Annotated in this window: 19 protein-coding genes; 14 read left to right on the plus strand and 5 right to left on the minus strand. The window is 72.8% G+C overall.

Annotated elements, in window-relative coordinates:
- Window positions 1-103: 103 nt before the first annotated feature.
- Entirely contained in the window at window positions 104-1489 is a 1386-nt protein-coding gene (purB, locus tag GJ743_RS16405; RefSeq protein ID WP_155052989.1) for an adenylosuccinate lyase, read from the minus strand.
- Window positions 1486-2013: a low molecular weight protein-tyrosine-phosphatase gene (locus tag GJ743_RS16410; RefSeq protein ID WP_155052990.1), complete on the minus strand. Its 528-nt coding sequence runs from the start codon at window positions 2011-2013 to the stop codon at window positions 1486-1488. The genes purB and GJ743_RS16410 overlap by 4 nt, the downstream gene beginning before the upstream one ends.
- Window positions 2014-2106: 93 nt before the next feature.
- Between GJ743_RS16410 and GJ743_RS16415 the strand changes: the two genes are divergently transcribed.
- The 3 genes from GJ743_RS16415 (at window position 2107) to GJ743_RS16425 (ending at window position 5008) form a co-directional block, all read left to right on the plus strand.
- The gene (locus GJ743_RS16415; protein ID WP_155052991.1) at window positions 2107-3000 is read left to right on the plus strand and encodes an aminoglycoside phosphotransferase family protein; all 894 of its coding nucleotides are present in this window, start codon (window positions 2107-2109) and stop codon (window positions 2998-3000) included.
- Window positions 3001-3164: 164 nt separating this feature from the next.
- Window positions 3165-3503: a hypothetical protein gene (locus GJ743_RS16420; protein ID WP_155052992.1), complete on the plus strand. Its 339-nt coding sequence runs from the start codon at window positions 3165-3167 to the stop codon at window positions 3501-3503.
- Entirely contained in the window at window positions 3500-5008 is a 1509-nt protein-coding gene (locus GJ743_RS16425) for an alpha/beta fold hydrolase (RefSeq protein WP_155052993.1), read from the plus strand. The genes GJ743_RS16420 and GJ743_RS16425 overlap by 4 nt, the downstream gene beginning before the upstream one ends.
- A gap of 40 nt (window positions 5009-5048) precedes the next feature.
- Here the strand turns inward: GJ743_RS16425 and GJ743_RS16430 are convergent, their stop codons facing one another.
- Complete coding sequence (locus tag GJ743_RS16430; RefSeq protein WP_155052994.1) at window positions 5049-5429, minus strand: phage holin family protein; 381 nt, start codon at window positions 5427-5429, stop codon at window positions 5049-5051.
- Window positions 5430-5481: 52 nt separating this feature from the next.
- Here GJ743_RS16430 and GJ743_RS16435 point away from each other — a divergent pair, with 52 nt between their 5' ends.
- From GJ743_RS16435 to GJ743_RS16450, 4 genes are all read left to right on the plus strand, one after another.
- Window positions 5482-6564: a histidinol-phosphate transaminase gene (locus GJ743_RS16435; RefSeq protein WP_328289284.1), complete on the plus strand. Its 1083-nt coding sequence runs from the start codon at window positions 5482-5484 to the stop codon at window positions 6562-6564.
- Between the two features lie 43 nt (window positions 6565-6607).
- On the plus strand, window positions 6608-7741 hold the full coding sequence (locus tag GJ743_RS16440) for a thiamine pyrophosphate-dependent dehydrogenase E1 component subunit alpha (RefSeq protein WP_328289285.1): 1134 nt from the start codon (window positions 6608-6610) through the stop codon (window positions 7739-7741).
- Window positions 7742-7806: 65 nt separating this feature from the next.
- The gene (locus GJ743_RS16445) at window positions 7807-8766 is read left to right on the plus strand and encodes an alpha-ketoacid dehydrogenase subunit beta (protein WP_376862087.1); all 960 of its coding nucleotides are present in this window, start codon (window positions 7807-7809) and stop codon (window positions 8764-8766) included.
- Window positions 8767-8821: 55 nt separating this feature from the next.
- The gene (locus GJ743_RS16450; RefSeq protein ID WP_155052998.1) at window positions 8822-10249 is read left to right on the plus strand and encodes a dihydrolipoamide acetyltransferase family protein; all 1428 of its coding nucleotides are present in this window, start codon (window positions 8822-8824) and stop codon (window positions 10247-10249) included.
- Between the two features lie 69 nt (window positions 10250-10318).
- Here GJ743_RS16450 and GJ743_RS16455 read toward each other — a convergent pair whose 3' ends face one another.
- Complete coding sequence (locus GJ743_RS16455; RefSeq protein ID WP_155052999.1) at window positions 10319-10816, minus strand: GNAT family N-acetyltransferase; 498 nt, start codon at window positions 10814-10816, stop codon at window positions 10319-10321.
- 118 nt (window positions 10817-10934) lie between these two features.
- On the opposite strand from GJ743_RS16455, the gene GJ743_RS16460 reads away from it, so the two are divergent.
- From GJ743_RS16460 to GJ743_RS16480, 5 genes are read left to right on the plus strand one after another with little or no spacing between them, the layout of a single operon-like run.
- Window positions 10935-11996 (plus strand): metal ABC transporter substrate-binding protein, encoded by a 1062-nt coding sequence (locus tag GJ743_RS16460; RefSeq protein ID WP_155053000.1) that lies wholly within the window; start codon window positions 10935-10937, stop codon window positions 11994-11996.
- Window positions 11997-12000: 4 nt separating this feature from the next.
- Window positions 12001-12768 (plus strand): metal ABC transporter ATP-binding protein, encoded by a 768-nt coding sequence (locus GJ743_RS16465; protein WP_155053001.1) that lies wholly within the window; start codon window positions 12001-12003, stop codon window positions 12766-12768.
- A gap of 37 nt (window positions 12769-12805) precedes the next feature.
- Window positions 12806-13714: a metal ABC transporter permease gene (locus GJ743_RS16470; RefSeq protein ID WP_196217036.1), complete on the plus strand. Its 909-nt coding sequence runs from the start codon at window positions 12806-12808 to the stop codon at window positions 13712-13714.
- Window positions 13714-14556 carry a metal ABC transporter permease gene (locus GJ743_RS16475; protein WP_155053003.1) on the plus strand — a complete coding sequence of 281 codons (843 nt, stop codon included), beginning with the start codon at window positions 13714-13716 and terminating at the stop codon, window positions 14554-14556. The genes GJ743_RS16470 and GJ743_RS16475 overlap by 1 nt, the downstream gene beginning before the upstream one ends.
- Window positions 14553-14957 carry a Fur family transcriptional regulator gene (locus tag GJ743_RS16480; protein WP_155053004.1) on the plus strand — a complete coding sequence of 135 codons (405 nt, stop codon included), beginning with the start codon at window positions 14553-14555 and terminating at the stop codon, window positions 14955-14957. The genes GJ743_RS16475 and GJ743_RS16480 overlap by 4 nt, the downstream gene beginning before the upstream one ends.
- Before the next feature lie 48 nt (window positions 14958-15005).
- Here GJ743_RS16480 and GJ743_RS16485 read toward each other — a convergent pair whose 3' ends face one another.
- The gene (locus tag GJ743_RS16485) at window positions 15006-15605 is read right to left on the minus strand and encodes a DUF2202 domain-containing protein (RefSeq protein ID WP_196217037.1); all 600 of its coding nucleotides are present in this window, start codon (window positions 15603-15605) and stop codon (window positions 15006-15008) included.
- A gap of 496 nt (window positions 15606-16101) precedes the next feature.
- Between GJ743_RS16485 and GJ743_RS16490 the strand changes: the two genes are divergently transcribed.
- Entirely contained in the window at window positions 16102-17658 is a 1557-nt protein-coding gene (locus tag GJ743_RS16490; protein WP_155053006.1) for a quaternary amine ABC transporter ATP-binding protein, read from the plus strand.
- The gene (locus GJ743_RS16495) at window positions 17655-18638 is read left to right on the plus strand and encodes an ABC transporter permease (RefSeq protein ID WP_328289286.1); all 984 of its coding nucleotides are present in this window, start codon (window positions 17655-17657) and stop codon (window positions 18636-18638) included. The genes GJ743_RS16490 and GJ743_RS16495 overlap by 4 nt, the downstream gene beginning before the upstream one ends.
- The last annotated feature ends 142 nt before the right edge of the window (window positions 18639-18780 follow it).

Here is an 18780-nt window from a genome sequence, read left to right on the forward strand (position 1 = left end):
GTATCGAGATCTCGTGTTCGGGTCTCGATACGCTCGCTGCGCTCGCTACTCGACCACCGGTGGGGTGGGCTGCGCTCGCTACTCGACCACCGGCGCCCGGGCGCTACGCGCCCAGGCGGTCGACCAGCTCGTCGGCGATTCCCGTGTAGGTCGCGGGCGTCAGCGCGAGCAGCCGCTGCTTGGCGTCGTCGGAGATGTCGAGGCCGCCGACGAACTCCGCGAGCTCGGTCGCCCCGACGCGCTTGCCGCGCGTGAGCTCCTTCAGCAGCGCGTAGGGGTCCTCGATCGATGACCGGCCGGCGGCGACCTCGGCGCGGATCACCGTCTGGATCGCCTCGCCGAGCACCTCCCAGTTGCCGTCGAGGTCCTGGAGCAGCAGCGCGCGGTCGAGGTCGATCTCGCCGAGGCCGCGCAGGATGTTGTCGAGCGCGAGCACCGAGTGCCCGAAGCCGACGCCGATGTTGCGCTGCGAGCTCGAGTCGGTGAGGTCGCGCTGGAGCCGCGAGGTGACGAGGGTCGCGGCGAGCGAGTCGAGGATCGCCGACGACAGCTCGAGGTTCGCCTCGGCGTTCTCGAAGCGGATCGGGTTGACCTTGTGCGGCATCGTCGACGAGCCCGTCGCGCCGGCGGCGGGGATCTGGCGGAAGTAGCCGAGCGAGATGTACGTCCAGATGTCGGTGGCGAGGTTGTGCAGCACGCGGTTGGCGTGCGAGATGCGGCCGTAGAGCTCGGCCTGCCAGTCGTGCGACTCGATCTGGGTCGTGAGCGGGTTCCAGGTGAGCCCGAGCGATTCGACGAACTCGCGCGAGACCGTGGGCCAGTCGACGCCGGGCGCAGCGACGACGTGCGCCGAGAACGTGCCCGTCGCACCCGAGAACTTGCCGAGGTACTCGGTCGCCTCGACCTGGCGCAGGATCCGCTCGAGGCGGTACGCGACGACCGCGAGTTCCTTGCCCATGGTCGTCGGGGTCGCCGGCTGGCCGTGCGTGCGCGAGAGCATCGCGGCGTCGCGGTGCTCCTCGGCGAGGCCGATGAGCTTGGCGATGACGGCGCGGTACTTCGGCAGCCACACCTGTGCGACGGCGTCGCGCACGGTGAGCGCGTAGGAGAGGTTGTTGATGTCTTCACTCGTGCAGGCGAAGTGGGTCAGCTCGGCGAGGTTCGAGAGCCCGAGCTCGTCGAGCTCTCCGCGCACGAAGTACTCGACGGCCTTCACGTCGTGGCGCGTGGTCGCCTCGACGCGTGCGAGCTCATCGATGTCGGCCTGGCCGAAGTCCGCGACCACCGCGCGCAGCGCCTGCTTCGCGTCATCCGCCAGCGGGCTCGTGCCGAAGAAGCCGCGATCGGTCTGCGCGATGAGCCACTCGATCTCGACGTGCACGCGTGCACGGTTCAGGCCCGCCTCGGACAGGTGCTCGCCGAGTTCGCCGACGGCGGCGCGATAGCGCCCATCGAGGGGGCTGAGCGGCTGGGGAGGCAGCGAAGTCATCGGTTTCCTTGTCTGAGAGCCGGCGCGAGTTGCCGGAAGAGCGCCTGAGTCGACCGCTCTATCATCCCAAGAACCCGGTCGAAGGTCGCATCGTCGCTGTAGTACGGGTCGGGCACGTCCTGCAGCGGCGCCAGCTCCGGGTCGAACTCGAGCAGCAGTCGCACCTTGTGCGCGTCGACCGGGGTGCGCGCCCAGTTCCGCAGCACGCGCGACTGGCCGCGGTCGAACGCGACCACGAGGTCGAGCGCGGGGAAGTCCTCGGGGTCGAACTGGCGCGCCCGATGACGGCTGCCGTCGTACCCCGCGCGCTCGAGCGCCTCGAGCGTGCGATGGTCGGCCTGCTCGCCCACGTGCCAGTCGCCGGTCGCCGCGGACACGATCTCGAGGCGGTCGGCGATTCCCGCACGTTCGGCGAGGGCGCGCAGCACGACCTCCGCCATCGGCGACCGGCAGATGTTGCCGGTGCACACGAACGAGACACGGAAGCGCTGCGCGGAATCCCCGGCGGGCTCCGCAGGCGTCATGGAACCCTATTCTGGACCGAATCGGGGGGTTCCGAACAGAGCGGGATCGGGTGCGGGTATCGACTCCCCGCTCATCCAGGAGGGGAGGCGGCAGTGACGGATGCTCCGCCGCCCGACTTCCACGTCGACGAGGCGCTGGCGGCGCGGCTCGTGGCCGCGCAGCACCCCGACCTCGCGGGCGACATCCGGCTCGCGGCGAACGGCTGGGACAACGCGATGTTCCGCCTCGGCGACGAGCTGGCGGTGCGGATGCCTCGGCGCCGCGATGCGGTCGGCCTCATGTGGAACGAGCAGCGGTGGCTTCCCGAACTCGCCCCGCACCTGCCCGTCGCCGTGCCCGCTCCGGTCCGCATCGGTCGGCCGGCGCTCGAGCTCGGGTACGACGTTCCCTGGAGCATCGTGCCGTGGCTGCGCGGCGCGAGCGGGCTCGCGTTCGACGCCGAGACGCGCGGCGTCGCCGTGAACGGTCTCGCGGCGTTCGTCGGCGAGCTCGGCGCGACGCCGGCACCGGCGGATGCCCCGCGCAGCGCCTGGCGCGGCGTACCCCTCGTGCGCCGCGACGACGACGTGCGCCGCCGGCTCGCGAGCGGACGGGTCCCGGATGCCGCGCTGCTGCTGCCGGTGTGGGAACGCGCGCTCGCGGCATCCGCCTGGGCCGGCCCGCCCGTCTGGCTGCACGGCGACCTGCACCCGCACAACCTCCTGCTCGCCCCGTCGGGCGCGCTCGCGGCGGTGATCGACTTCGGCGACGTCACGGCCGGCGACCCGGCGACGGACCTCGCGACGGCATGGCTGACCTTCGACGCCCGAGCTCGCCGCAACTTCCGCGCCGAGTTCGAGGCCCGCCGGGGCGTCGACGAGGCGACGTGGGACCGCGCTCGCGGCTGGGCGCTCCTGATCGCGTCGGCGGTGGTCGAGCACCTCGGTCCGTCCGGGACGTTCGGGCGCGTGGCGTCGTATGCGCTCGAGCAGGTACGGCTCGACTGACGGCCGGCGGCGGCATGGTGGGCGCAGGACTCGAAGGCCTCGATGGTCGCGCGGAGCCGGCGAGCGGGACCGTGTCGTCCTCCCCCGGCCGGGCTCCCGCCGATCCCATCACGCGATCGCGGGGTGCGGATGCCTCGGGGTGCCTGAGGGCGGACGCTCGTGGGGTGATCGCGCCGACGGCCCTCTCCCCCGCCTCCGCCGAGCTCAGGCTCGCGGCGATCGAGCAGGCGCTCTTCGCCCTCCGACGGCTCCGGGTCGAGGTCGAGCAGGTCAGGCCCGGCCTCGTGCTCGAACGTCTCGACGGATGGCACGACGATGCGGCCGCCCTCTACGCCGATCGCGCCCTCGAGCTCCGGTTCGCGCTCGCGGGCGCCGAGCACGGGCTGCTCGACGCGGAGCAGGCGCTCGTCGCCGAACGCGAGCGGGCACGTGAGGCGCACGCCACCGCACTCTCGATCGCGACACCGGACCGACCGGTGTCCGGCTCAGGCGGCCGCTGGTGAGCGGCCTCGAGGTCCGCAGCGGCGGCTCGAACTCGGTCGAGACGGAGTCGCTCATCGCCGAGGCCGTTCGCCTGGCGGCGGTCGCACACCTGGTCGACGGGTGGGCGACGCGAGCGGGCACGCTGCTGGCCGAGGCGGAACGGATCGCGACCCCCGATCCGGTCGACCGTGCGTGGGGGGCGGCGATCGACCTCGACACCGCACGGGCCGGTTTCGGGTCGGCCGGACGCGCGGCATCCGATCTCTCCACCGCGCTCGGGCTGGGCGCGACGCGGTACGTGATCGCGGAGGGCGTCGTCACGGGACTCGCCGAGGCGGGACAGCGGGTCGGCGCCGGGCTGCTCGGGCTCGCCGCGTCGGGCATGGCGCTGCCGCTCGCCTCGGCGGCCGCGATCACGCTCGGGCCGATCGGGGTGGCGAGCATCCTCCCGCTCGTCTTCGACCGGGACCGCTACGGCGAGGCGATCGGCGAGGCGCTCGCGGAGCACGGGCTGCCGATCCTGTCCGATCCCGCGTTCGTCGGGTTCGTCCGTGCCGCGGCCGACCAGGCGGACGAGTTCCTGGCGGGGCTCTTCCGTTCGCAGGGGCTCTTCGCGATCGGAGCGGAGCTCGACGCCCCGGAGAACGCGGGTCTCCTGCTCGCCGCAGCGGGGGTCGTCGGACTCGTGACGGGTGCGCGCGGACTTCGCGAGACGGCGATCTCCGACCCGGTCCGCACCGCGGCGCCCGAGGTCGTCGCACCCGGAGGCCGAGCTGTCGACTCGGGAGCGCGCGGGGTCGGCGACGCCGGCCCCGTGCACGGCATCGGCGACCTCGCCGACCGCATCCCGCCGTCCGAGGCGGGCGGGCCGCAGGTGCGGATCGAGCGATACGACTCCGCCGACGGACCGCGCTGGATCGTCTACTCGGCCGGCACGGCCGACTTCGGCGCGACCCCCGTCGAGGAACCGTACGACATGACGGCCAACGTGCACGGCGTGGCCGGGGCATCAGTGCTCCACGACCTCATCGGCCTGCCGTCGGAGGCGGCCGCGTCGGAGCGGGCCCTCCGTGCCTCGATGGCGGAGGCCGGGGTCGAGGCCGGCGATCCCGTGATCGTGGTCGGCCATTCGGCGGGCGGCATGGTCGCGGCGAACCTGGCCGGCGATCCCGACCTCGACGTCGTCGCCGCCGTCAGCCTCGGCGGCCCGGTGGCGCAGGTGGCGACCGGCGGCGTCCCCGTGCTCTCGGTCGCCCACGCCGAGGACCTCGTGCCGGCCACCGCCGGGACCGGTGTCGCGGCGTCGGGGCGAGTCGAGGTCGGCCGGAGCCTCGGCGCGGTCGCGCCCGCACCGGGCGACAGCGTGCCCGCGCACGCGATCGAGCGTTACCGCGAGACGGCGCGCCTCATCGATCGCGACGATGATGCGCGACTCGTGGAGTTCCGCGAGCTCGTGACCGATTTCACCGGCGGGTCGGCTCCCGCCGACGTGTCGTACTGGCGAAGCGAACGGACGCGGGAGTGACCGGTCCGGCCGCGCGGCATCCGCCCGGCGTCGCCGCCGCTCAGTCGGCGGGGCGGACCACCAGCCCGATGAGCCAGCTGATGAGGCCGAGCACCAGCGCGCCGAGGACGCCCCACCAGAACCCGTCGACCTCGAGGCCGAAGCCCATGAGGCCGCTGATCCAGTCGACGAGCAGCAGCAGGAGGCCGTTGACGATGAACGAGATGAGCCCGAGCGTCAGCACGTACAGGGGGAACCCGACGATGCGGACGAACGTGCCGATGGTCGCGTTGACGATGCCGAAGATCGCCGCGACGAGGAGGTAGGTGAGCACGGTCGCGATGTCGGTGTCCTCGTAGGGGACCACGCTGACGCCGGCGACGATGAGCGTCGTCAGCCAGAGCGCGAACGCGACGACGATGACCTTCAGGAGGAAGCGCATCCCCCAACTATGGCAGCGGGGCACCCTCGGGCGAAGGGGTACGGTGGATGCCGTGACCGCATCGGAGCCCACGACCACGCAGGTGCGCCTGCGCCCCGAGATCGCCGCGCTTCCCCCGTATCGTCAGGGCCGACCGGCCCCGGCGGACGGCTTCAAGCTGTCGAGCAACGAGAACCCGTGGCCGCCCGTCGCGGCCGTCGCGGAGGCGATCACCGCCGCCGCGAACGAGGTCAACCGCTACCCGGATGCCACCGCGCTCGCGCTCCGCGAACGACTCGCCGAACGCTACGGCGTCACCTCCGACGAGGTGCTCGTCGGCGCGGGATCGGTGTCCCTCCTCGCCCAGTTCGTGCTCGCGGCCGCGGCGCCCGGCGACGAGGTCGTCTACTCGTGGCGCTCGTTCGAGGCCTACCCCGGGCTCGTGACCGTCGCCGGCGCGACGAGCGTGCAGGTGCCGAACCGGCCCGACCACGGCCACGACCTCGACGCGATGGCGGCGGCCGTCACCGACCGCACTCGCGTGCTCATCGTGTGCTCCCCCAACAACCCCACCGGCGTGCCCGTCACGACCGACGACTTCGAGCGGTTCATGGCGAGCGTGCCGGCCGACCGGCTGGTGCTGCTCGACGAGGCGTACGCCGAGTTCGTCCGCGACGAGGCATCCGTCGACGGCAGCTCGCTCATCGGGCGCTACCCGAACCTGGTCGTGCTCCGCACCTTCTCGAAGGCCTACGGCCTCGCCGGCGTGCGCGTCGGCTACGCGATCGGTCCCGTGCCGATCCTCGACGCCGCGCGCGCGACCGCGATCCCGCTCGGCGTGACCGCGGTCGCCACCGCCGGTGCGCTCGCCGCGCTCGAGCCGGCCAATGAGGCCGAGCTGCTGGGCCGGGTCGACGAGCTCGCCGAGCGGCGCGACGCCCTCCGCGAGTCGCTCATCGCGCAGGGCTGGGCGATCCCCGCAGCGCAGGGCAACTTCGTGTGGCTGCCGACGGGCGAGCGCACGGTCGAGGTCGCCGAGGCGCTCTTCGCGGGCGGGATCGTCGCGCGAGCGTTCCCCGGCGACGGCATCCGGGTCTCCGTCGGCGAGCCTGAGTCTGTGGACGTACTCCTAAGGCTTCTCGGGGAGCTTGTCTGACCTCCACAAGAAGGGGCCCACATCGAGCGGGTACCGTGGAACGGTGGCAGCCCCCTCACGCGACTTCACCGCTCCGACGGTCCAGCTCCTGACGCCCGAGGGCGACCTGCGTCCGACCCCGGAGGCGGAGGGCTACCTGCCCCTCGTCGAAGCCCTGCCGGATGCCGCGCTCGAGCAGTTCTACCGCGACATGGTCGTCTCGCGCCGTGTCGACGTGACCGGCGCGAACCTCCAGCGCCAGGGCCAGCTCGCGCTCTGGGTGCCGAGCCACGGCCAGGAGGCCGCTCAGGTCGGCTCCGCGCGCGCCGCGCGCCCGCAGGACCACATCTTCCCCTCCTACCGCGAGCACGTGGTCGGCATGATCCGCGGCCTCGACCCGGTCGCCATCCTGAAGCTCCTCCGCGGCGCGACCCTCGGCGGGTGGAAGCCCGAGGAGAACGGCAACTTCCACCTCTACACGCTCGTGCTCGCCTCGCAGACGCTGCACGCGACCGGCTACGCGATGGGCCTGCAGTTCGACGGCGCGACCGCGACGGGCGACCCCGAGGCGGATGCCGCGGTGCTCGTCTACTACGGCGACGGCTCGACCTCGCAGGGCGACGCGAACGAGGCGTTGGTGTTCGCCTCCAGCTACGCCACGCCCCAGGTCTTCTTCGTCCAGAACAACCAGTGGGCGATCTCGGTGCCCGTCTCGCGCCAGTCGCGCAGCCCGCTCGCGCTTCGCGGCGGCGGCTTCGGCATGCCGGGCATCCGCATCGACGGCAACGACGTGCTCGCGAGCTATGCCGTGACCCGGCAGGCGCTCGAGGAGGCGCGCGCCGGCGAGGGCCCGTCGTTCATCGAGGCCGTGACCTACCGCATGGGCGCGCACACCACGGCTGACGACCCGACGAAGTACCGGACCGACGACGAGGTGGCGTACTGGACCGCGCGCGACCCGATCACGCGCTTCCGGACGTGGCTCGAAGGGCGCGGGGCATCCGCCGAGTTCTTCGACCGCGTCGACGAGGAGGCGGCCGATGTCGCCGCCGACATCCGCACGCGAGCGCTCGAGCTCACCGCTCCCCCGCGCAGCGACATCTTCGCCCACGTGTACAGCGAGCCGCACCCGCTCATCGAGGCCCAGGCCGCATGGCTCGAGGAGTACGAGAACTCGTTCGAAGGAGACCAGGCATGACGGTCGAGACGATCGCCGACGCGTCGCCCGAGGCGGGCGAGCTCCGCGGGGTGCACACGCTGTCGATGGCCAAGGCCATCAACGCGGGCCTCGCCGAGGCGATGCGCAACGATCCCAAGGTGCTGCTCATGGGCGAGGACATCGGCGCGCTCGGCGGCGTGTTCCGTGTCACCGAGGGCCTGCTCGCCGAGTTCGGCGACCGGCGCGTGCTCGACAGCCCGCTGGCCGAGTCGGGCATCGTCGGCACCGCGATCGGCATGGCGATGCGCGGGTACCGACCCGTGCTCGAGATCCAGTTCGACGGGTTCATCTTCCCGGCGTTCGACCAGATCACCACGCAGCTCGCGCGCATGAACCTCCGTCACGACGGCGGGATGCCGATGCCCGTCGTCATCCGCGTGCCCTACGGCGGGCACATCGGCTCGATCGAGCACCACCAGGAGAGCCCCGAGGCGTACTTCGCGCACACTCCCGGCCTGCGCGTGGTCAGCCCGTCCTCGCCGCACGATGCGTACTGGATGATCCAGGAGGCGATCGCATCGAACGACCCGGTGCTGTTCTTCGAGCCGAAGAGCCGCTACTGGCCGAAGGGCCCGGTCGACCACGACCACGCCGGCCTGCCGCTGCACGCGAGCCGGGTCGTCCGTCGGGGCGACGACGTCACGGTCGTCGGCCACGGCGCGATGGTCGCCACGCTGCTGCAGGCCGCCGACATCGCGGCCGGTGAGGGACGCAGCCTCGAGGTCGTCGACCTCCGCTCCCTCTCCCCCATCGACTTCGGCCCGATCGTCGACTCGGTGCAGCGCACCGGCCGGCTCGTGGTCGCGCAGGAGGCGTACGGGTTCGTGAGCGTCGGCTCCGAGATCGCCGCGACCGTCGCCGAGCGGGCGTTCTACTCCCTCGAGGCGCCGGTGCTCCGGGTCTCGAGCTTCGACACGCCCTTCCCGCCCGCCGCGCTCGAGACCGAGTACCTGCCGAGCGCCGACCGCGTGCTCGAAGCGGTCGACCGCTCACTGGCGTACTGACCAGCGGGCGCACCCGCCGACTTCCCCGACCGCACCGACGAACCTGAGGAGCACGATGAGCGAGATCCGATTCCCGCTTCCCGACGTTGGCGAGGGCCTGACCGAGGCCGAGATCGTGCAGTGGCGCGTCGCGCCCGGCGATCGCATCTCGCTCGACCAGGTGTTCGTCGAGATCGAGACGGCGAAGTCGCTCGTCGAGTTGCCGAGCGCCTTCGAGGGCACGGTCAGCGAGCTGCTCGTCGAGGAGGGTCGGACGGTCGATGTGGGCACGCCGATCCTCGTGATCGAAACGGATGCCGCTTCCGGCATGTCTTCGCCGGATGCCGCGCCCGCACCGAGCGAGGCGCCGGTCGCCGCGCCCGCGGCCCCCGTGGCGGCCTCGGCGTCGGCGGCCGGCGACGGCGGCGGTGCCGTGCTCGTGGGGCACGGCAGCAGCGGTCCCGGCCAGAGCCGTCGCCGTCGGCATCCCGCGCCCGGCGGGGCGCACGAGCATCTGGCGGCCCCGCCTCCCCCGCCGGCCCCCGCCGCGGCCGCTGCGCCCGCCGCGCCGGCCGCACCGCGGCCGGCTGCAGCGCCCGCCACCGCCGAGACCCCGCGGCTGGCCGAGCGGCACGACGACGGGGTTCCCGTCATCGCGAAGCCCCCGATCCGCAAGCTCGCCAAGGACCTCGGCGTCGACCTCTCGCGCGTCTCCCCCACCGGGCCGATCGGCGACATCACGCGCGACGACGTGATCCGCGAGGCGAGCCAGGCGAGCGTCTTCCGCAACATCCAGACGCCCGAGGTGCCCTCCGACCGCGAGACTCGGATCCCCGTCAAGGGCGTGCGCAAGGCGATCGCGGCCGCGATGGTGCAGAGTGCATACTCGGCGCCGCATGTGTCGGTGTTCGTCGATGTCGACGCCACGCGCACGATGGAGTACCTCAAGCGGCTCAAGGCCTCGCCCGACTACGCGGGCATCAAGATCTCGCCGCTGCTCATCATGGCGAAGGCCATGCTGTGGGCCGTGCGCCGCAACCCGACCGTGAACGCGCAGTGGACCGACGACGAGATCATCGTGAAGCACTACGTGAACCTCGGCATCGCGGCGGCGACGCCGCGCGGGCTCATCGTGCCGAATGTCAAGGACGCGCAGGACATGTCGATGGTCGAGCTCGCCACGGCGCTCGAGCAGCTGACGCTCACCGCGCGCGAGGGCAAGACGCAGCCCGCCGAGATGCAGGGCGGCACCATCACGATCACGAACATCGGCGTCTTCGGCATGGACACCGGCACCCCGATCCTGAACCCAGGCGAGGTGGGCATCGTCGCCCTGGGCACGATCAAGCAGAAGCCGTGGGTCGTCGACGGCGAAGTGCGCCCGCGGTTCGTGACGACGATCGGCGGTTCGTTCGATCACCGCGTCGTCGACGGCGACGTCGTGTCGCGGTTCGTCGCCGACGTCGCCTCGATCATCGAGGAGCCGGCGCTCCTGCTCGAGTAGCGGGTGCCGCTCGAGTAGCGGGTGCCGCCCGGTCGCGTCGGCGGCCGACGGGACGACCGGGCCGTCGCCTCAGAGGCGGATCTCGTAGGCGACCACGCCGTCGGTGCGCCCGACCTCGACGAGACCGGCCTGCTCGAGCACGCGTCGTGCCGGCAGGTTCGCGATCTCGCATTCGGCACGGGCGACGAGCGCGCCCGCCTCGCGGAGCGCCGCGATCGTGGCGTCGACGACGTGGTGGGCCAGGCCCGTGCCGCGCGCCGCGGGCACGAGCCCGAACGCGAACTCGACGGCGCCGCGCTCGTCGGGCGGACCGAAGAGGTTCACGCCGCCGACCGCGGCGCCGTCCTCTCCGTCGGTGCCGAGTCGTCGCACGAGGTAGGGACCGTAGGGCGCCGGGTCGCCGTCGCGCTGCGCTGCGCGGAGGTAGTCGGCGAGGAGCTCGGGCTCGTCGGTGAACGAGTAGCCGCCCTCCCAGCCGTCGAGCGGGTCGACGTGGCCGTCGAGCAGGCGCTCGGCGTCGGAGGGGGTGAACGGGTGCAGGGTGATGGGGCTCGTGGTGGTTTCCACGGCTGACACTCTCGCACGGACCACCGACGAGCGACAGCCCCAGTCCACAGAACGTCATGCGAACGATCAACCGTTCATGGTTTTGACAATCATTATCAATAACGCGTAGCATCGTGCCATGCCCACCGCATCGCCCCGACACCTCCGCCTGTCCGCATTCGCCCTCGGCGCGGCATCCGTCACGCTGCTCGCCGGGTGCTCGACGGCCGGTTCGTCCGAGTCCGACGGCGTGCAGGTGGTCGCGACCACCACGCAGGTCGCCGACTTCACCCGCGAGGTCGCGGGGGAATCGGCCGAGGTGACCGGACTCCTCGAGCCGGGGCAGAGCGCGCACTCGTTCGACCCCTCGGCCGCGCAGTTGCTGGCGCTCGGCTCGGCCGACGCCCTCGTCGTGAACGGTGCCGGGCTCGAGTCGTGGATCGACGACGCCGTCGCGGCGTCGGGCTTCGACGGCGTGCTCATCGACGCGAGCACCGGCATCGAGCTCGAGGCGACCGACGACGAGCATGCGGCGGACGACCACGCCGACGAGGCGAGCGACGACCACGCGGAGGATGAGCACGCCGACGAGGCGACCGGCGACCACGCCGAGGACGAGCACGCGGACGGCAACCCGCACATCTGGACCGACCCGGTGCTCGCCGAGCGGATGGTCGCGAACATCGCCGAGGGCCTCGAGACGGTGCCGGGCATCGACGCCGACGCGATCGGCGAGAACGCCGCCGACTACACCGCGCGACTCGATGCGCTCGACGCGTGGATCGACGAGAACATCGCAACGGTGCCCGTCGAGGACCGCCTGCTCGTGACGAACCACGACGCGTTCACGTACTTCCTGCATGCCTACGACATCACGTTCGTCGGCAGCGTCATCCCGAGCTTCGACGACAACGCCGAGCCGAGCGCGGCCGAGATCGACGCGCTCGTCGAGCGGATCGCCGAGACCGGCGTCCGGGCCGTGTTCTCCGAGGCGTCGATCTCGCCGAAGGCGGCCGAGACGATCGCCGACGAGGCGGGCGTCGCCGTCTACTCGGGCGAGGATGCGCTCTACGGCGACTCGCTCGGCCAGCCGGGCTCCGACGGCGAGACCTACCTCGGCAGCCAGGTGCACAACGTCGAGCTGATCCTCGAGTCCTGGGGCGTCGAGCCTTCCGCACTGCCCGCAGTGCTGGGAGGATGACCGCATGACCGACTCCGGCCCCGTCCTCGTGCTCCAGGATGCCGCGTTCCGGCACCCGGGAGGCGCGGGCGTCACCGGGCTCCGGTTGTCGGTCGACCCGGGCCAGGCCGTCGCGGTGATCGGGCCGAACGGCGCCGGCAAGTCGACGCTGCTGCGCGGGATCCTCGGTCTCGTGCCGCTCGTCGAGGGCTCGATGCGGGTCGGCGGCGCCGAACATGCCGCCGACGGCATGATCGGCTTCCTGCCGCAGTCGTCCGATCTCGATCCCGACTTCCCGATCAGCCTCGAGCAGGTCGTCATGCAGGGGCGCTACCGCCGGCTCGGGTTCCTTCGGTGGCCGGGGCGGCGCGACCGCGAGCTCGTGCGCGGCGCGCTCGAGACGGTCGGGCTCGTCGAGCGGGCCCGCACGCGGTTCGGCGAACTGTCGGGCGGCCAGCGGCAGCGGGGCATGCTGGCACGGGCACTGGCGTCCGAGCCCGCACTGCTGCTCCTCGACGAGCCGTTCAACGGCCTCGACCAGGTCAACCGCGACGCGCTGATCGACACGATCCGCACCCTCAAGGCGCGCGGCGTCGCGATCATCGTCTCGACCCACGATCTCGAGCTGGCACGCCGGGTGTGCGACTCGGTGCTCCTCGTGAACGGGAGCCAGATCGGCTGCGGGCCGGTCGACGACGTGCTGACGCTCGAGAACATCCAGGAGTGCTTCGAGGGCGTCGAGGTCGAGATCGACGAGCACACCGTGGTCGTGCCCGGGCACGAGGGGCATTGATGCCGCGACGGGCATGCGGCCGGGGGAGTGGTGCGCCATGAGCCTCGGCGACATGCTCTTCGGCGCGTTCGCGCTGCCGTTCATGGGGCGGGCGCTGCTCGTGCTGGTCGTGCTCTCGGTCGTGGCGGGGATCGTCGGCGTGCTGGTGAACCTCCGCGGACTCGAGTTCATCAGCGACGGGCTCACGCACGCGGTCTTCCCGGGCCTCGCGATCGGCCTCGCGGTCGGCGGCACGGCCGGACTCGTGCCGGGTGCGGCGATCGCCGCGCTCATCGGGGCCGTGCTCCTCACCCTCTTCGTCCGGGCCGGGGTCACGTCCGATGCGGCGGTGGCGGTCGTCCTGACGGCGACCTTCAGCGTCGGCGTGCTCGTGGTGTCGCGAAGCGACGACTACTCCGGCGAGCTGGAGGCGCTGCTGTTCGGACGCGTGCTCACCATCGCGCCCGAGGACGTGGTGCCCCTGCTCGTGGTCTCGCTGATCGCCGCCGTCGCCGTCGGCGCGACGCTCAAGCAGCAGGTCTTCCGCGCCTTCGATCCGCATGGCAGCCGCGCCGCCGGCGACCGGGGCCTCGCGCTCGACCTCGTGCTCAACGCGTCGATCGCGCTCGTCGTGGTCGCGGGTGCGAGCACGGTCGGGACCCTGCTCGTGCTCGCCCTGCTCATCGTCCCCGGGGCATCCGCTCGCCTCGCGACCGTGCGCCTCTGGTGGCTGTTCCCGGTCGCCGCGGCCGTCGGTGCGGTGAGCGCCTGGCTCGGCCTCGCGGTCGGGTTCGGCGTGTCCGTCGGGGCCGGCATCGACCTGCCGGCCGGCAGCACCGTGGTGGCGGTCTTCGTCGTGGTCTACGCGCTGATGCTGGGCGCGCGACTGGTGCGCGATCGGATGGCGCGGCGCGCGCCCGCGCGTCCCGAGACGACGCGCCTCGCCGACGTGCCGGGGGAGCGCTGATGGGGTACTTCGAGCGCGCCCTCCTCGCCGCGGTGGTGATCGGCGCGGGCGCCGGCTTCGTCGGGGCCCTGGTCGTGCTCCGCCGCCGCACCTTCTTCGCGCAGGCGCTCACCCACGCGACCTACCCGGGGGCCGTCGTCGCGGCCGCGCTCGGGCTCAGCGTGCCGCTCGGGGCGGCCGTGGCATCCGTCGCCATCGTCGCCGTCATGGCCGCGATCGCGCGCGTTCGACACCAGGGCGCGCAGGTCGCCGCGGGCATCGTGCTGACCGGCGGATTCGCGCTGGGAGCGCTCCTCCAGGCCGTGATCCCGGGGATCCCGGTGCGGCCCGAGTCGCTGCTCGTCGGCTCGATCCTGACCGTGAGCGACGCCGACATCGCGCTTGCGGCGGGCGTGCTCGTGGGTGCGGGCGTGCTCGTCGCCGCCTTCGGCCCGCGCATCGCGTTCTCGACGTTCGACCCGGGCGGGTTCCGAGCGGCCGGATTCCGGGAGTGGCCGGTGGAGCTGCTCGTGCTCGGGCTCACCGCGGCATCCGTCGTCAGTTCGCTTCCCGCGGTCGGGGCGATCCTCGCGATCGCGCTCATCGCCGCACCCGCCGCGGCCGCTCGCGCGGTGGTGTCGACCTACCGCGGCGTGCTGTTCGCGGCGCCCGTCATCGGGGCGGCGTCGGGGGTCGTCGGCGTGCTCGCCTCCCGCGCGCTCGCGGTCGCGGCCGGCCCGGCGATCGCGCTCTCGGCGACCGCGTTCTTCCTCGTCGCGCTCGGCGGCTCACAGCTGCGACGACTACCCTCGAGGCGGGCTCCGATACCCGTGGAGACCGCGGAGGACGCACGGATCGCATGAAACGGAACACCTGGCAACGCGAAGCGGTGCGCGACGCACTCGACGGCACCGAGGGCTTCATCAGCGCGCAGGCGCTGCACTCGGCGCTGCACGCGAGCGGGTCGCCCATCGGGCTCGCGACCGTGTACCGCGCGCTCGGCGATCTCGCGGCGAGCGGCGACGCCGACTGCCTGCAGTCGCCCGAGGGCGAGGCGATCTACCGTGCGTGCAGCACCGGCCACCACCACCACCTGATCTGCCGCAACTGCGGCCTCACCGTCGAGATCGCGGCCGACGAGGTCGAGACGTGGGCGCAGCGCGTCGCGGCCGAGCAGGGCTTCACCGCGCCGGCGCACGTCGTCGACGTGTTCGGGCTGTGCGCGGAGTGCTCGCGGCAGGCGGCCGAGGGTGCGCCGGCCTGACCGAGCGGATGCCGCGGGCACGCCCGACCGGTCGCGCCCGGCAGGCACTCAGGCGAGGCGCTCGAACGAGGCGAGGTGGTTCTCGGAACCGACGTAGAGCCGTTCGAGCACGCTGATCACGTCGGCCTCGTCCTCGGCCGCGATCGCGGCGCCGAGGTCGGCGAGGTCCTTCTCCTCGATCGCGATGCCGACCCGGATCGCCTCCTCGAGGCTGGTCGACCCGCGTGCGATGAGCTCGTCGTACAGCGCCTGCAGGTCGGGGTCGGTGAACACGCCGACGTCGGACGAGCGCGGGTCGTCGATGCCGCGCGCGGAGAGCAGGGGAGCGACGAGTTCCTGGTGGGTCGTCTCGCTCCCGACGATGTTCGAGAACACCTGCGCACCCCAGAGGTCGCCGAGTACCACGTACACGTCGTGCGCGAGCTTCTCCTCCTCGATGAGGTAGGTGAGAGCGGCGGCGGTGTCGTACTCGGCTTCGGCGGGGGCGGATGCCTCGGGGGCTGGAGTCGTCCCCTCCGCCGAGGCTTCCGTCGTCGTCTCGGGCACGGTGCCGGTCGGCGACGGCGTGCAGGCCATGAGGGACAGTGCCGAGCCGGTGAGGAGGACCGCGGCGACGGCGCTGACGATGGTGGACCTGCGGGTGAGCATGGCGATGCCTTCCTGTGCGAGGGACCTCGTCGGTCCGGCGACCGCGGCCCGGGGGATCGCGCCGCACTTCAAGGCTAGTAATACCCATTGGGTATTCATGGGTCGGAGGTCCCACGGGTGCCCTCGCGCGCGACCGACGAGCGCTGGACGCGAAAGCCCCGGTCAGCGATCTTTCCGCGGGCTCGATTCGACAACCCGTCGAACACGTGGATACGGTTGACGACGGTCCACGTGGACCAGCCCGCCCAGTCCGCGCCCCCGGCCGCCCGGCATTCCCTCGAGTGCCCGCCGGGGTCGTACGGTTCCTCGCGTGGTGTCCGGCCCGGATGGCCGGACGCGCTGGATTCGGCGCTCGCCCGGTGCACAGCAACGCCGCGGCTCGAGCCCCGTCTCCCGGATCGCGCGGAGCCCGGCCGTGACCCTGAGCACGCTCCTGCCCGCCGGCCGCAGCGCACCATGGCCGGCGCGTCGAGCGCGCCTCGGAGTGCCCGCACACATGCTCGAATCATCCGTCCCCCCTGCGGACGGCGTCGCGACCGCCGACGTCGCCGCGCCGCCCGGCACCACCCCCGACGCCCTCACGGAGGCCGCGGCGTCGACACCGTCCGCGGCATCCCCCGACCCCGCCGCGGCATCCCCCGACCCCGCCGCCGCGGCCGCGGCCCGCCACGCGCCGCCCGCCCTCGAGGTCCGCGGCCTCACCCGCTTCTTCGGCCGCCGGCCGACCGAGGCCCTGCAGCGCCTCGCCGACGGCGCGACCCGCGACGACGTCGCCCACCTCGGCACCGCCGCGGTCGTCGACGCCGAGTTCGATGTCCGCCGCGGCGAGATCTTCGTCGTCATGGGCCTCTCGGGCTCCGGCAAGTCGACGCTGATCCGCATGCTCAACGGCCTGCTCGAGCCCACCGCGGGCTCGGTCGAGGTCATGGGGGAGCGGATCACCGGCGTCTCGCCGAAGCGCCTGCGCGCCATCCGCCGCGACCACGTCTCGATGGTCTTCCAGCACTTCGCGCTGCTGCCGCACCGCACAGTGCTCGACAACGCCGCGTACGGCCTCGAGATCCAGGGCGTGCCCGCCGACGAACGTCGCGAACGCGCCTCGCGCGTGCTCGACCGCGTCGGCCTCGGCGGCTGGGGCGACAGGCTGCCGTCCGAGCTCTCGGGCGGCATGCAGCAGCGCGTCGGCCTCGCCCGCGCGCTCGCCGCGGACACCGACATCCTGCTCATGGACGAGGCGTTCTCCGCCCTCGACCCGCTCATCCGCCGCGAGATGCAGGAGCAGCTCGTCGAGCTGCAGCAGGAGCTCGGCAAGACGATCGTCTTCATCACGCACGACCTCAACGAGGCCATGTTCCTCGGCGACCGCATCGCCGTCATGCGAGACGGCCGGATCGTGCAGCTCGGCACTGCCGAGGAGATCCTCACCGACCCCGCCGACGACTACGTCGCGCAGTTCGTGCAGGACGTCGACCGGGCGCGCGTGCTCACGGCGGGGAACGTCATGGAGGCGCCGCGCGCGATCGTGTCGTCGTCGGCCGGGCCGCGCGCGGCCCTCCGGACCATGCGCGACCTGCAGACCTCGACGGTGTTCGTCGTCGCGCCCGGCCGTCGCCTGCTCGGCGTCGCGCACGACCGCGAGGTGCTGCGGCTCGTGCAGCGCGGCGAGCGTCGTCTCGACGAGGCGATCCACGCCGACATCGCGACCGTCGGGCCCGACGAGCACCTCGCCGAACTCTTCAGCAGCGCGGTCGAGCAGCCGCTCCCGCTCGCGGTCGTCGACGACCGGCACCGCCTGCTCGGCGCCGTTCCCCGTGTGACGCTCCTTGCGGCGCTCGGCAACGTCGCGCCCGCGACGGGCGAGCACCCGATCGTGGAGCCGCCGGTCACCGTGCCGGTCGAGGTCATCACCGAGACCCTCCGCAACACCGACCCGGGCGAGGCCGACCAGGGCGACGCCGAGCCGGCCGCCGCGCCCGCACCCGGCCTCGAGGAGGCGCTCGACGCCGTGGACCCGGACCCGGCCCATGCCGCGAACGAAGGGAGCCGCGCGTGAACGAGATCCGCCTCCCCCTCGGCCAGCTCGCCGAGGGCGCCATCGACGTCCTGACCGACGCGCTCGGCGGCCTCTTCGACATCATCCGGGCCGTCTTCGCCGGCTTCTACGACCTCGTCGACCTGAGCCTGTCGACCCCGCCTTTCTGGGCCGTGATCGTGGTCGTCGCCGCGCTCGCCTGGTTCGCGAAGGGCTGGAAGCTCGCGATCGGCACGGCCCTCGGCCTGCTCGTCATCGTCGGCGTAGACCAGTGGGAGAACGCGATGGACACCCTCGCGCTCGTGCTCGTCTCGAGCGCGATCGCGGTCGTCGTGGCGATCCCCCTCGGCATCCTCGCCGCCCGGAACGACGTGGCGAGCCGCGTCATCCGCCCGGTGCTCGACTTCATGCAGACCATGCCGGCGTTCGTGTACCTGATCCCCGCGCTGATCCTGTTCCGGGTCGGCGTCGTGCCCGGCATCGTCGCGACGATCGTCTTCGCGATGGCTCCGGGCGTGCGCCTGACCGAACTCGGAATCCGCGGCGTCGACCGCGAGGTCGTCGAGGCGGGCCACGCGTTCGGCTCGTCGCCGGCGCGCATCCTGCGGCAGATCCAGTTGCCGCTCGCGATGCCGTCGATAATGGCGGGGGTCAACCAGGTCATCATGCTCTCGCTCTCGATGGTCGTCATCGCGGGCATGGTCGGCGCGGGCGGGCTCGGCGGCGACGTCGTGCAGTCGCTGACGCGCATCGACGTCGGGCTCGGTTTCGAGGCGGGCCTCTCGGTCGTGATCCTCGCGATCGTGCTCGACCGCATCACGGGCGCGTTCGGTTCTGGTGCCCGGCGCCGGCCCCGCGTGCGGCGAGCGGATGCCGCATCCGCGCGCCGCCCCGACGCGCCGACGAGCACCCCCGCCGATGCACCCGCCGAGCCCGCCGCCCGGCCCGCGGGCGCCACCGCTGCGCCCGACCGCGCCCCGGCGCCCGTCCACACCTCGTAACCAGACCATCCGGTCACCGCACGGCCGCCCTACGGTACGGCGGTGCCGGGCATGCCCGGGACGCGGCATCCGTCGCCCCGGACCCGCGCGGACCCGCGCGCGGAACACCCCGACACCCGTGCCACAGCACACGGGAGGAAAG

The organism is Agromyces bracchium (genome assembly GCF_009709675.1).
Taxonomy (GTDB): Bacteria; Actinomycetota; Actinomycetes; order Actinomycetales; family Microbacteriaceae; genus Agromyces; species Agromyces bracchium.